General features: G+C 70.8%; 11 protein-coding genes. 7 read left to right on the top strand and 4 right to left on the bottom strand.

What is annotated here, in order from left to right; genetic code table 11:
- Positions 1 to 44: 44 nt before the first annotated feature.
- The gene (locus tag ACZ4FV_RS28210) at positions 45 to 659 is read right to left on the bottom strand and encodes a TetR/AcrR family transcriptional regulator (RefSeq protein ID WP_465323563.1); all 615 of its coding nucleotides are present in this window, start codon (positions 657 to 659) and stop codon (positions 45 to 47) included.
- 158 nt (positions 660 to 817) lie between these two features.
- Here ACZ4FV_RS28210 and ACZ4FV_RS28205 point away from each other — a divergent pair, with 158 nt between their 5' ends.
- From ACZ4FV_RS28205 to ACZ4FV_RS28185, 5 genes are all read left to right on the top strand, one after another.
- Positions 818 to 1,075, top strand: a complete 258-nt coding sequence (locus ACZ4FV_RS28205) for a hypothetical protein (protein ID WP_465323562.1) — start codon at positions 818 to 820, stop codon at positions 1,073 to 1,075.
- Positions 1,076 to 1,149: 74 nt separating this feature from the next.
- Positions 1,150 to 2,040 carry an SDR family NAD(P)-dependent oxidoreductase gene (locus ACZ4FV_RS28200; protein WP_465323561.1) on the top strand — a complete coding sequence of 297 codons (891 nt, stop codon included), beginning with the start codon at positions 1,150 to 1,152 and terminating at the stop codon, positions 2,038 to 2,040.
- A gap of 92 nt (positions 2,041 to 2,132) precedes the next feature.
- Entirely contained in the window at positions 2,133 to 3,113 is a 981-nt protein-coding gene (gene rarD, locus ACZ4FV_RS28195; protein WP_402229513.1) for an EamA family transporter RarD, read from the top strand.
- Positions 3,110 to 3,760 carry an organomercurial lyase gene (gene merB, locus ACZ4FV_RS28190; protein ID WP_395869474.1) on the top strand — a complete coding sequence of 217 codons (651 nt, stop codon included), beginning with the start codon at positions 3,110 to 3,112 and terminating at the stop codon, positions 3,758 to 3,760. Before rarD ends, merB begins: the two co-directional genes overlap by 4 nt.
- Positions 3,761 to 4,118: 358 nt before the next feature.
- Positions 4,119 to 4,763 (top strand): LysE family translocator, encoded by a 645-nt coding sequence (locus ACZ4FV_RS28185; RefSeq protein WP_395869476.1) that lies wholly within the window; start codon positions 4,119 to 4,121, stop codon positions 4,761 to 4,763.
- A gap of 201 nt (positions 4,764 to 4,964) precedes the next feature.
- Here ACZ4FV_RS28185 and ACZ4FV_RS28180 read toward each other — a convergent pair whose 3' ends face one another.
- Entirely contained in the window at positions 4,965 to 6,647 is a 1,683-nt protein-coding gene (locus ACZ4FV_RS28180) for a long-chain-fatty-acid--CoA ligase (protein ID WP_465323560.1), read from the bottom strand.
- Positions 6,648 to 6,828: 181 nt separating this feature from the next.
- Between ACZ4FV_RS28180 and ACZ4FV_RS28175 the strand changes: the two genes are divergently transcribed.
- Complete coding sequence (locus ACZ4FV_RS28175; RefSeq protein ID WP_395869479.1) at positions 6,829 to 8,127, top strand: NYN domain-containing protein; 1,299 nt, start codon at positions 6,829 to 6,831, stop codon at positions 8,125 to 8,127.
- A 220-nt stretch (positions 8,128 to 8,347) separates the two neighbouring features.
- On the opposite strand, the gene ACZ4FV_RS28170 is transcribed toward ACZ4FV_RS28175, so the two are convergent.
- Positions 8,348 to 9,550, bottom strand: coding sequence for a lipid-transfer protein (locus tag ACZ4FV_RS28170; RefSeq protein WP_395869481.1), 1,203 nt, complete (start codon positions 9,548 to 9,550; stop codon positions 8,348 to 8,350).
- Between the two features lie 103 nt (positions 9,551 to 9,653).
- Positions 9,654 to 11,858, bottom strand: a complete 2,205-nt coding sequence (locus ACZ4FV_RS28165; RefSeq protein ID WP_395869483.1) for an acyl-CoA dehydrogenase — start codon at positions 11,856 to 11,858, stop codon at positions 9,654 to 9,656.
- A 196-nt stretch (positions 11,859 to 12,054) separates the two neighbouring features.
- On the opposite strand from ACZ4FV_RS28165, the gene ACZ4FV_RS28160 reads away from it, so the two are divergent.
- Positions 12,055 to 12,693: a class I SAM-dependent methyltransferase gene (locus ACZ4FV_RS28160; protein WP_395869485.1), complete on the top strand. Its 639-nt coding sequence runs from the start codon at positions 12,055 to 12,057 to the stop codon at positions 12,691 to 12,693.
- Positions 12,694 to 12,799 lie beyond the last annotated feature (106 nt).

Genomic DNA, 12,799 nt, shown 5'->3' with positions numbered 1-12,799 from the left:
CGGGTGGGGAGCATCGGTCGTCGGTCGGGGGCGGGGCTCGGCTCTCAGGGGCGGAGGGCCTTGAGGGTCAAGTCGACCAAGGCGTCGGCGTATTGCTCGGTGAGGGGGCCGGAGCGGAGGAGCCAGCGTTGGTAGAGGGGGGCGTAGAGGAGTTCGAGGGCCAGGTCGAGGTCTATGTCGGGGGCGATCTGGCCGGCCCGCTGGGCGCTGCGCAGGCGTTCCTTCTTGGCCTCGTCGACGGGGGCGGCCATCTTCTCGTGGTAGAGCCTGGCGAGCTTGGAGTCGTTGATGATCTCGGCGTTGAGTGCGCGGATCGGGCCCTCGAACGCGGGATCGGCGAACTCGGCGACGGTCTCGCGCATCAGGTACTTCAGGTCCGTCGCGATATCACCCGTATCGGGCAGCACGATGCCCTCCCCCGGGTCGCTCAGCGCCAGGAACGCCTCGAAGACGACCTCGCCCTTGGAGCCCCACCACCGGTAGATGGTCTGCTTGCCGACGCCCGCGCGTGCCGCGATGGCCTCGATCGTGAGCTTCGCGAAACCGAGCTCGGAGACCAGTTCCCGGGCTGCGGCGAGGATCGCGCGGCGGGACTGTTCGCTGCGCCGGGACGGGTTCGGCTTCGCGGCGGTGCCGCTACTCGTGTTGTCGATGCTCATGGGCACAGCATAGCCGATCCACGAGACGAACCGTCTCGTCTTGACATGCAGAGCCGAAGCATGCATGCTCGAATCTCGAAGCGAGACGAACCGTCTCGTCTCACATGACATACGTCCCGCATGCCTCTCGCCATCGCGTTTTCGAGGAGTTGTCACTCATGTTCCGCACCCCGACCGCCGCCGCGCCGATCACCGTCCCCGCGACCGACGCGAGCGACGCGTTCTCCGTCGTCGATGTACGAACCACGACCACGACCGGTATGCGGATCTCCGCCGCGGCCGCAGCCGTCCCTCGTGTGGTGTCCCCCGCCGAGCCGCCCCGACCGCGCCACCGGCGCGAGGCGCGGATCACCGCCCCTCGTCCCGCGCCGGCCGGCCGCCGCGCGGCGACCTCGTCCGGCTACCGACCGAGGTGAGCCCGATCCCGACCACCGCCCGAACCATCCCGCCGACAGCCTCCGACACCACCCCCACGAAGGAGCCCACGCTCATGACCACCGCCACTGTTGCCGACACCACCCCCACCACCGCCACCGAACCGACCGCTGTCACCGGCCCCACCGACCGCGAGCCCCGCGTCTGGTTCATCACCGGCGCGTCGCGAGGTCTGGGTCGGGCCTTCACCGAGGCCGCGCTCGCGGCGGGCGATCGAGTCGTCGGCGTCGCGCGGGACGTCGCGCCGCTCGGCGATCTCGCCGCCGAGTACGAGGGTCGCTTTGTGGCTCTTCCGCTCGATGTCACCGACCGCGGAGCGGTGTTTCGCACCGTGGCCCGTGCCATCGCGACCTTCGGTCGGCTGGACGTCGTCGTCAACAACGCCGGCGTCAGTCTGATCGGCATGGTCGAGGAGGTGACCGAGGAGCAGGTCCGGGCGCACTTCGACGTCAACTTCTTCGGCGCACTGTGGGTGAGCCAGGCCGCGGCGCCCTACCTGCGCGAGCAGGGCTCGGGGCACATCCTCCAGATCGGTTCGATGGGCTCCGCCGTCGGCTTCGCGTCCACCGGTCTGTACGGCGCGGGCAAGGCCGCGCTCGAGAACGTCACCGGCGCCCTGGCGATGGAGATGGCCGCCTTCGGGGTGCACGTGACCCTCGTACAGCCCGGCGGCTACGAGACGACGCTGTTCACCCACGGCCTGACCATGACCACCGAGAACGAGGCGTACGCGCCACTGCGCGCCGAACTGGCCGAGATGTGGGCCGAGTCGAAGGACGCCGACCCGGCCAAGGCGGCCACGGTGCTGCTGCGACTCGTCGATCTGCCCGAGCCGCCCCGCCGGATCATCCTGGGCGGCGCGGCCTACGACATGATCGCCGAGCTGGACCGGGCCCGCCGTGAGGAAAACGACCGCTGGGAGGCGATGAGCCGTGACGGCGACTGAGACCCCGGCGGCGCCCGGCCGCGCGAGGGGCGGATCCACTCATTCCGGATTGGCCCCTGACGGCAGGCCAATTCGCCAGTACCGTCTGCGGCATGGGTTCAGAACGACGCGGATTGCTCCTGGGCACGGCGGCCTACGTCATGTGGGGTCTCTTCCCGCTCTACTGGCCCCACGTCAAACCGGCCGGCGCCGTGGAGATCCTCGCGCACCGGATGACCTGGTCACTGCTGTGCATGCTCGTCCTGCTCGCCGCGCTCCGGCAGTGGTCCTGGATCCGCGAGATCATGCGCGCCCCGGCCAAGTTGGCCACGGTCACGCTGGCCGCCGTGATGATCTCGATCAACTGGGGCGCCTACATCTACGGCGTCAACCACGACCAGGTCGTGGAGACCTCGTTGGGCTACTTCATCACCCCGTTGGTGCTGATCGGCATCGGTGTCGTGGTGCTCGGCGAGCGGCTGCGGGCGATCCAGTGGACCGCCGTGGGGATGGGCGTCGCGGCGGTGGTGGTGCTGATCGTCGCCTACGGCCGAGTCCCGTGGATCGCGCTGAGTCTGGCCGCGTCGTTCGCGACCTACGGCTATGTCAAGAAGCGGATGAACCTCCCCGCCACCCACTCGATGACGGCCGAGACGGCGGTGATGTTCCTGCCCGCGCTCGGCTACCTGACCTGGTTGGCCTGGACCGGTGAGGGCACGTTCGGGCACGAGGGGACGCCGCAGGCGTTGATGCTGATGACGGCGGGGCTGATCACCGTGATCCCCATGCTGTGCTTCGCGGTCGCCGCGAACACGGTGCCGCTGAGCACGATCGGCATGCTGCAATACCTGGCCCCGATCATCCAGTTCGGGATCGGTGTCTCGGTCTACCACGAGCCGATGCCCGCGGCCCGGTGGGCGGGCTTCGCCCTGGTGTGGACGGCGCTCGCGGTGCTCACCTACGACGCGATCCGCCAGTCCCGCCGCAATCGGGTCGCCGTCCTCGTATCCGAGCGGGAGCCCGAGGCCACTGTCACCACCGCGCCCCGGGAGACTGCGGTCACCGTCGTGCCCGAACGAGAGGCGACCTCGTGAGCGTCGAACAGTTGCGCCTGGCGGTCTATCGGGGCTTCGCCGACACCGGGCGAGCACCGTCCGATCAGGAGCTGGCCGCGATCCTGGGCGTCTCGGAGCTCACCGTACGCGCGGGCTTGTGGACGCTGCACGAGCAGCGGCACATCGTGCTGCACGACGGGGCGATCGTGATGGCGCATCCGTTCAGCGCGGTCCCGTTGGGCTTCTCGGTGATGGGCTCGCGCACGTTGTGGTGGGGCGGCTGCGCGTGGGATTCCTTCGCGGTGCCGCACCTGGTGGACGAAGAGGTCCTGGTCGCGACCCGCTGCCCGGGCTGCGCAGGGGCACTCGCCTGGAACGTGGGCACCGAACAGCCGCCCAAGGGCGACGAGGTGGCGCACTTCCTGGTCCCGATCACCATGCTGTGGGACGACGTGGTGCACGCGTGCGGCAACCAGCGGCTGTTCTGCGACGAGGGCTGCGTGGATCGCTGGCTCGCCCGCACCGGCCAGACCCGCGGCTACGTGCTCGACCTGACCACGCTGTGGCGCCTGGCCGAGCACTGGTACGAGGGCCGCCTGCACCGAGGCTACGAACGCCGCGACCCGGCCATGGCGGCGGCCTACTTCGCCTCGATCGGACTCGAAGGCCGCTTCTGGGGCCTGTGAGACGCGCCGTTGTGGCCCCAACGGTGCCACCCGTCAACGCCGGCACGGCCCACCGGCGCCGGAACGCGCCCGACACCACGCCCGCTCCGAGCCCTCGCCGCACACACGCCGGGGGCGAAGTTCACCGCCCGATCCCGCGCCCGCCCAACCGCCGCCTCGACCCCGGCCCCGGACTCCGGTTCTGGCACCGGTCCCGGCCCCGCCCCAACCCGGGCCCGGCATCGGCCGTCCGCCCCGGCCGTACGCGACCTCGCCCGAATCGCCCGCCAGGACTCGATCATGACGACGTGTCAGCACGTCGCGCGACCGATCTTCGCCCACCGCTTGGGCCCTCGGCCGAGGCCGGCAGCATGACCGTATGGACGTGTTGACGCACCTCGCCTCATTCGCCCTGGTCGCCGGGCTGCTGACGATCATCCCGGGCCCGGACACCGCGATCGTGCTGCGCGCTGCCCTCACCCGGGGGTCTCGGCACGGATTCGCCACCGCGCTCGGCATAGGGTCCGGCACGCTGGTCTGGGGCGCCGCCGCGGCGGCCGGCGTCTCGGCGGTGCTGACCACATCCCGGGTCGCCTATACGAGCCTGCGAATCGTCGGTGCCTGTTACCTGTTGTGGCTGGCGTACGGGCTGCTGCGGGCCGCGTGGGCGAACCGGTACACCGATGTCGAGGTCGGCGCGGAGTCCGGCGCCAAGGCCGCTCCGGGACTGTGGTCGGCGTGGGGGCGCGGCGTGCTGACGTCGTTGACCAATCCCAAGGTCGGCGTCTTCTACATGGCGATGATCCCGCAGTTCATCCCGTCCGGGACGCCGCACCTCGCCTTCGGGATACTGCTCGCGCTGGTCCACGACATCGAGGGCATGGTGTGGTTCGCGGTGATCATCCTCGGCGCGAACAGCCTGCGCGCCAAGCTCCGCCGCCCCCGCTTCCGCCGCACCCTCGACGCCTCGACCGGCACCGTCATCGGCGCCTTCGGCATCGGCCTCGCCGCCTCCGACGGCTGAAGCCGCACGGCCTCCCCGCCCCACCGGCGACCGGCCGCGACGGGAAGCGGGCGTCGCGCCGGCCACCGAGTCAGTGCCGAGCCGAGCGCGACGATACGTCGGATGATGCGCCCGCGCCCGCACGTCACCTCGGGATGACACAGCCCAACCCGACCTCGACCGCCCCGACCCGACGCCCGCCCCGCGCGCACTCCCGCCCCCCTACCCCTCCCGTTCCATCAGCGCCAAAACATGCGCCCGCCCCCGGTCGGCGAATGCCGTTTCCAGCGTCTTGCGATCAGCCTCGGTGAAGGGTCGGTACGGGCCGTCCTTCGCGTCGCGCCACCACAACTCGTCCGCGCCGGTGTACCAGGCCTGCCGGACCAGGACGCGGGTCAGGATCTTGTTCGTGCTGGTCTGCGGGAGCGCCGCGGCAATCCGGACGTAGCGCGGATGCCAGGCCCGGGACAGGTCCGACTGCTCCGCCAACCACGCGGCGAACTCCGCCGGTTCGAAGCTCGCGCCCTCGCGCAGCACCAGGGCCGCCATCGCCTGGTCGCCCGCCGCCTCGTCGGCCACGCCGTACACCGTCGCCACCGCGACGTCCGGGTGCCGGGACAGGATCCGGGTGACCGGTGTGGCGCCGAAGTTCTCCCCGCCCACGCGCAGCCATTCACCGCTGCGGCCCGCGAAGAAGATCAGGCCGTCCTCGGTCCGGTAGGCCAGGTCGCCGCTCCAGTACCAGCCCTTACGCATGCGCTGCGCGGTCGCCACCGGATTGTTGTAGTAGCCCTCGAAGGAACCCGCGCCGCCGATGTTGACCAGTTCGCCGACCGCCTCCTCGACGTTGGTCATCCGGCCCTCGGCGTCGAAGACCGCCGGCGGGCACTCCTCGCGGGTGTCCTGGTTCAGGATCCGGATCTCGCCGTTGGGTCGGCCCAGCGCACCCGGCGGCATGCCCGGGACCGGAACGAAGGACAGGCCGCCCTCGGTCGAGCCGAATCCGTCCCGCACCGTGCAGCCGAACCGCCGGGCGAACCGCTCGACGTCCTGCGGCCCGCCCTCGTTGCCGAAGACGCGCGTGAGCGGGTTGTCCGCGTCGTCCGGCAGTTCCGGTGTGGCCAGGATGTATGACAGCGGCTTGCCCACGTAGTTCGCGTAGGTGACCTTGAACCGCCGCACGTCGGGCAGGAAGCCGGACGCGGAGAATCGCCGGCGCAACACCAGTTCGGCCCCGGCCGCGACCGCCGGCGCCCAGCACGTGATGACCGCGTTGGAGTGGAACAGCGGCATGGCGCAGTACGCGACGTCCGCGCCGGTGAGCCGTTCCATCGCCACGACGCTCGCCCCCTGCGAAGCGATCTTGCCCTGCGAGCAGATCACCGCCTTGGGATGCCCCGTGGTCCCCGAGGTGAGGATCAGCATGAAGGTGTCCTCGACCGCCGGTCGCTCCGCCGGCGGCTCGGCGTCCGCGTACGGCTCCAGCGCCGCCGCCCAGGACGCGTCGTCCACGCACAGCAGCCGGTCCGCCGGGAAGTCCGGAGCGGCGGTGCGCAGCTGCGCCAGGTGCGTGGCGTCGGTGATCACCAGCGAGCAGTCGGTGTGGTCGATGTCGCGCGCGAGCTCGGAACCGACCCGGGTCGGGTTGAGCCCGACGATCACCGCGCCGGACAGCGCCGCGGCACCCAGCAACAGCGGAAACTCGGGGACGTTCTCCAGCATCACCCCGATGTGCCACGGCCGGCCCTCGACCCGCATCCCACGCAGCAGCGCCGCCCGGCGCGCGGACTCGGCGACCACTTCGGCCCAGGACCACACCCGGTCCTCGGATCGGAGTGCGGCCGAGGAATCCGCGGCCCGCCGGCGTAGCAGTTCGTCCAGGGTGGTGGTCCAACGTCCCGACACGGCACGACTCCTGACGGACAGACACACGTACGTGGCACGATCAAGCTTTCGCTTGGCAACCTAACCCGGGTGCGCGCGGATCGGAAGACGGCCAAGATCGGAACCGGACCGTAAGTGGCCTCGCTTGCCCGCACGTGACGCGTCGGACAGATTGAAGCCGTACGCATCGGGGGAGGCAGGCATGGACATGAGTATGGATTCGGGCATACCAGGCAGAATTCGCAGCGCGCTTTTTCTTGACTTTGACAATATTTACAGCGGGCTGCGCGAGACGGATCGGGCTTCGGCGGAGATTTTCGCCCGCAAGCCCTCCCAGTGGTTGGAGTGGTTGGAGAACGAGGCGACCGAGCGTGGCCTGCGCCGATCGTTGCTCGTGCGCAACTGTTACCTCAACCCGGTCATGCACGACCGTTACCGGGCCTTCTTCACGCGGTCGGCCTTTCGCGTGATCGACTGCCCGCCGCTGACGGGACGGGGCAAGAACAGCGCGGACATCCACATGGTGATGGACGTCCTCGACACGCTCCAACACTCGACCCGGTTCGACGAGGTCATCATCATGAGCGCGGACGCGGATTTCACGCCCGTGCTGCTGCGGCTGCGCAGCCACGACCGGCGCACCATGGTGATCGCGAGCGGTCCGGCCGCCCAGGCGTACGTCGCGGCGGGGGACGTGGTGATCAGCGACCAGGAGTTCATCGAACGGGCCCTGCGCGACGAGATCGACGTCGCGCCGGCCGACGAGGGCGTGCGCGAACAGGTGATGGCACACGTGCGCGAGCAACTCGGCGGGTCCGAGGAGCCGATCGTGCTCGCGACGCTGGCCCACTCGGTGCTCCAGCAGGTCGGCCGGGAGCAGGTCACCCGCACCCGCTGGGGCGGCGCGGCCACCTTCTCGTCCCTGCTCGAACTGATGCTGGAGCAGGGCTCCGACGAGAAGCTGCTGATCAGCCGGGTCCCCCCTGGATACATCTACGACCGGACCCGACATCAGCCGCCCTCGGCACGTCCCAACGGCCAGGGTCGGATGGACCACGTACGCGAGCCGGTCCGCGACCTGATCGACCGGGTGGCCACGGTCACGGGTGCGCCCCGGCTGTCCCCGGAGGAGTACCACGTGCTCTTCGAGGAACTGCACGCCGAGGTCAGCGAGAACGGCTTCCAGGGCAACCAGACCTCGGGCGCGGTCCGCGACCGGTGCGCCGAGCGCATGCAGACCATCGCCCGCAAGGCGATCGCGTTCGTCACCACGGGGCTGGTCTACTCCGGCTACTGGTCCTCCACCGCGCACCCGGTCGCCTCCGCCGACGACCTGGCGGTCGCGTTCCTGCGCAACGTCGAGACGTTGTGCGCCAACGCCCGGCTGTACCTGAACGACACCGAGCGCGCCATGCTGTCCGAGTGGCTGCACGGCAAGACCACGACCGCGGACCGGATGGCGCCCGACCTCACCATCGTCCCGGGCACCAACGGCGGCTGACCGCACCCGACGACGGGTGCGGCCCCACGCCGCACCCGTCACGATGTCGAGCCGCCCCACGGACGCCGACCCGGCGCAGCCATAACGCGACAATCACGACACCCCGGACAGCCGGAAGCCACGGACGACGACCGGCAACCAACCACCGGCAGGCACCGGCAGGCACCGGCGGCGCCGGCAACGGCAACGGCAACGGCAACGGCAACGGCAACGGCAACGACTAGAACTGACCCCGGCGGTACAGCCCCACGACGGCCGCGCCACCCAGACCGATGTTGTGCGTCAGGCCGACCTTGGCGTCGGCGACCTGGCGCGCGTCCGCCAGCCCGCGCAACTGCCAACTGATCTCGGCGGCCTGGGCCAGGCCGGTGGCGCCCAGCGGGTGGCCCTTGGAGATCAGGCCGCCGGACGGGTTGACCACCCAGCGCCCGCCGTACGTGGTGGCCCCCTCGGCGACCAGCTTGCCGCCCTCCCCCTCGCCGCACATGCCCAGCGCCTCGTAGGTGAGGATCTCGTTGATCGAGAAGCAGTCGTGCAGCTCGATCACGTCGACGTCCTCGATGCCCAGACCGGACTGCTCGAAGACCTGCCGACCGGCCGCGGCCGACATCGGCTTGCCGACCACGTCGATGCACGTGTTCGAGGCGAAGCTCTCCTCGGTGTCGGTGGTCATCGACTGGGCCACGATCTCGATCGCCTGGTCCTGAAGGCCGTGTTCGCGCACGAAGCGCTCACTGACCACGAGCGCCGCGGCGGCGCCGTCCGAGGTGGGCGAGCACTGGAGCCGGGTGAGCGGCGAGTGGATCTCCTTGGCGCCGAGCACCTCTTCGAGCGAGTACTCGACCTGGAACTGCGCGTACGGGTTGTTCACCGAGTGCCGGTGGTTCTTGACGCCCACGTGCGCGATCTGCTCGGCGGTGGTGCCGTAGCGGGCCATGTGCTCACGCGCCGCGTTGCCGAAGATCTGCGCGGTCGGCGGCGCGGTCATCGAGAACCCGTGCGCGTCGCCCATGATCTTGTAGTGCCGCGCGACCGGCGACGTGGAGAAATCGCCCTCGCCGCCCCCGCCCAGCGATCCGCGCTTCATCTTCTCGAAGCCGATCGCGAGCACACAGTCGTTCAGCCCACCCGCGACGAACTGACGGGCCATCATCAGCGCGGACGAGCCGGTCGCGCAGTTGTTGTTGACGTTGTAGACCGGCACGCCGGTCAGACCCAGCTCGTACACCGCGCGCTGGCCCGCGGTGGACGCCTGGAAGCAGTAGCCGACCGGCGCCTGCTCGACCAGGTCGTAGCCGACGCCCGCGTCCGCCAGGGCCTTGTCGCCGGCCTCCTTGACCATGTCCCAGTACTGCCAGTCGCGGCTCTCCGGCTTCTCGAACTTGGTCATGCCGACGCCGACGATGAACGCCTTTTGTGCCATGTCGCGAACTCCCACTGAAAGAGAACCACTGAACGGAAAATCGAACCCGCGGAACCAACGGAACGAACCGAACGAACCGAACGAACCGAACGAACCGAACGAACTACTTCTCGGCCGGCTGCGGGTCCCTGGGCAGTCCGAGGATGCGCTCGCCGACCACGTTGAGCTGGACCTGCGTGGTGCCTCCCGCGATGGTCAGGCAGCGGCTCATCAGGAAGCCGAACGCCGCCTGCTGCCCCGCGCCCTCGTCCACCGCGCCCAGCGGGCCGAGCAGTTCGAGCGAGAGCTCGGACTCGCGCTGCTGGTGCGGCGTGCCGACCAGCTTGCGCACCGACGCGCCCGCGCCCGGCTCCAGGCCGGACAACCGGGCCAGCGTGGTGCGCAGTTCGATCAGCGCGAGCGAGGACGCCTCGGCCACCAGCGCGCCGAGCCGCTCGCGGAAGCCCCCGTCCACGAACTCGCCCGCCGGACCGTTCACCGCCGCGACCAGGTTCGCGATGCCCGCGCCGAACGAGCTGCCCGCGCCCATGTGCACCCGCTCGTTGCCCAGCGTGTTGCGGGCCACCTGCCAGCCCTCGTCGACCTTGCCGACGACCATGTCGTCCGGCACGAAGAGGTCTTCGAGAAAGATCTCGTTGAACATCGCCAGGCCGCTGATCTCCTTGAGCGGCCGGATGTCCAGGCCCGCAGCGGCCATGTCCACGATGAAGTAGGTCAGGCCTTCGTGCTTGGGCTTGTCCGGCGAGGTGCGCGCGAGCAGGATGCCCCACTGCGACTCCCGGGCCCGCGAGGTCCACACCTTCTGCCCGTTGATCAGCCAGCCGCCCTCGGTCCGCGTCGCGCGCGTGCTGATCGCGGCCAGGTCCGAACCCGCGCCGGGCTCGGAGAACAGTTGGCACCACTGGATCTCGCCGCGCAGCGTGGGCGGCGCGAAGCGCTCCTGCTGGGCCGGCGTGCCGTACGCGATCAGCGACGGGATCACCCAGTTGCCCATGGTGATGTCCGGCAGCCGCACGCCCAGCGCCTTCATCTCCTGCTGGATCACCAACTGCTCGACCGGACCGGCGCCGATGCCGTACGGCTTGGGCAGGTACGGCGCCGCGTAACCGAGCGGGGCCAGCCTGGCGCGCTGCTCGGCGCCGGACTCGCCGGCCACCTCGGTCAAAATCGCACGCGCGGTGTCGCGCAGGCCCTCCGCCTCCTCGGGCAGGTCCAGGACCAGTTCGCGGCGCGCGCCGGCGCTCGCCAGCTCGCACACGCGCAACCGCCAGTAGGCGGCGGGCCCGGCGTACTGACGCAGCGTCAGACCGCGACGCAGGTAGATGTGTGCGTCGTGCTCCCAGGTGAAGCCGATACCGCCGAGGATCTGCACGCAGTCCTTGGTGGTGGTGAACGCCGCCTCGATCGCGTACGTGGCGGCGATCGCCGCGGTCAAGGACCGGGTCGGCGCGTCCGCGCCCGCGTCGATCGCGCGCGCCGCGTCCCAGGTGACCGCGCGCGACTGCTCGACGCGCACCAGCATGTCCGCGCACAGGTGCTTGATCGCCTGGAACTGGCCGATCGGCCGACCGAACTGCTCGCGCACCTTGGCGTATTCGGTCGCCGTGGTCAGCGCCCAGGCGGCCACCCCGCACGCCTCGGCGGACAGCAGTACGGCCGCCAGGTCGCGGGCCAGGTCCTCGTCCACGCCGCCGAGCACGCGCCCGGCCGGGACCACGGTGTCCACCGTGACCTCGGCGCTGCGCCGGGTGGGGTCCACGCTCTTGAGCGCGCGCACGCTCACGTCCGCTGCGTCCACGACCACGTACGCGGGCGTGCCGTCGGCCCGGCGCGCGGCCAGTACCAGCACGTCGGCGAGCGCGCCGCCCAGGATCGGCGTGGCCACGCCGGTCACCCGCAGGCCGCCCGCCTCCTCGCTCGCCGCCACGGTGCCGGGGCCGACCGCGACCGCGCCGATCAACGTGCCGTCCACCAGGCCCGGCAGCAGTTCCTTGGCCGCGTCGCCGCCGTCCGCCTGGATCAGCGCCGAGGCCAGGACGGTGGGCAGGAACGGGCCGGGCAGCATGCCCTGACCGGCCTGCTCCAGCGCCACGACGGTCTCCACCAGGCCGTATCCCGCGCCGCCGAACTCCTCCGCGACATGCATGCCGAGCAGGCCCTGTTCGGCCAGGCCGGCCCAGTGGCCGGGCCGTTCCTCGGCCGCCGCCTCCAGCACCCGGCGCACCTCTCCGATGGGTGCAACACGTTGCACCCACCCGTGTACCGATTCCGCCAGGGAGCGGTGCTCCTCCGTGATGCCGATGGCCATATCGCGCCTTCCGTGACTCGGTCCAGTACTTGCGATAGTAGAACCCGTTTCAATTAATCGGGAGACCGAAGTGCCGTCGAGGGGCCCGAATGTGGCCCCCGACACGGTGCCGCGGGAGCGGCTGCGGCAGCATGGCGGCCCCGGGGTCGCACCGACCCGGTGCGCCGCGCGCGGCTCGATCAAGGAGAACCCCAGGATGAGCACCATCGACCCCGCCGTGCGGGCCGCGTTCGAGGCCGCCACCGGATTCATGCCGGCGAACGAGGGCGACGCGCTGTACGCGGCGGCGACCGAGGCCGCCAAGGTCGGCCCGCTGGTCGAACTCGGCACCTACTGCGGTCGCTCGACGATCCTGCTCGCCGCCGTCGCCCGCGACGCCGGCACCGTGGTGGTCACCCTCGACCACCACCGGGGCTCCGAGGAGCAGCAGCCCGGCTGGGAGTACCACGACCCGACCCTGGTCGACCCCGAGGTCGGCGTGATGGACACGCTGCCGCGCTTTCGGCGCACGCTGTACCGCAGCGGCCTGGAGCCGTACGTGGTGGCCCTGGTCGGGCACAGCCGGGTGATCGCGCCGCTGTGGAACACCCCGGTGGGCCTGGTGTTCATCGACGGCGGGCACACCGACGAGCACGCGCAGGGCGACTACGAGGGCTGGGCGCCGCATGTCGCGGTCGGCGGGCTGCTGCTGATCCACGACGTGTTCCCGGATCCGGCCGACGGCGGCCAGGCGCCGTACCGGGTCTACCTGCGCGCGCTGGCGTCGGGCGCGTTCGAGGAACTGCCCGGCGACGGGTCGCTGCGGGTGCTGCGGCGGATCGCCCCGGGCATCTGAGCGGGCCCGGGGACGGAAGCGGCGCGGGGACAGAGCGGGCCCGGGCCCAGGGCGTCTCGGACCCAGGGCGTCTCGGACCCAGGTGGACCCACCCGAGGCGACCCGG

It is taken from the genome of Embleya sp. NPDC025285 (assembly GCF_055558835.1).
Note: the sequence above shows the minus strand (reverse complement) of the source record. Positions and strands in the feature narration are given on the sequence as shown.

Excerpts from the sequence above, each read along its gene's own strand:
- ACZ4FV_RS28210 (WP_465323563.1), bottom strand. The coding sequence starts at position 659 with ATGAGCATCGACAACACGAGTAGCGGCACCGCCGCGAAGCCGAACCCG.
- ACZ4FV_RS28185 (WP_395869476.1), top strand. The coding sequence starts at position 4,119 with ATGGACGTGTTGACGCACCTCGCCTCATTCGCCCTGGTCGCCGGGCTG.
- ACZ4FV_RS28160 (WP_395869485.1), top strand. The coding sequence starts at position 12,055 with ATGAGCACCATCGACCCCGCCGTGCGGGCCGCGTTCGAGGCCGCCACC.
- ACZ4FV_RS28170 (WP_395869481.1), bottom strand. The coding sequence starts at position 9,550 with ATGGCACAAAAGGCGTTCATCGTCGGCGTCGGCATGACCAAGTTCGAG.
- rarD (WP_402229513.1), top strand. The coding sequence starts at position 2,133 with ATGGGTTCAGAACGACGCGGATTGCTCCTGGGCACGGCGGCCTACGTC.
- ACZ4FV_RS28205 (WP_465323562.1), top strand. The coding sequence starts at position 818 with ATGTTCCGCACCCCGACCGCCGCCGCGCCGATCACCGTCCCCGCGACC.
- ACZ4FV_RS28200 (WP_465323561.1), top strand. The coding sequence starts at position 1,150 with ATGACCACCGCCACTGTTGCCGACACCACCCCCACCACCGCCACCGAA.
- ACZ4FV_RS28175 (WP_395869479.1), top strand. The coding sequence starts at position 6,829 with ATGGACATGAGTATGGATTCGGGCATACCAGGCAGAATTCGCAGCGCG.
- ACZ4FV_RS28165 (WP_395869483.1), bottom strand. The coding sequence starts at position 11,858 with ATGGCCATCGGCATCACGGAGGAGCACCGCTCCCTGGCGGAATCGGTA.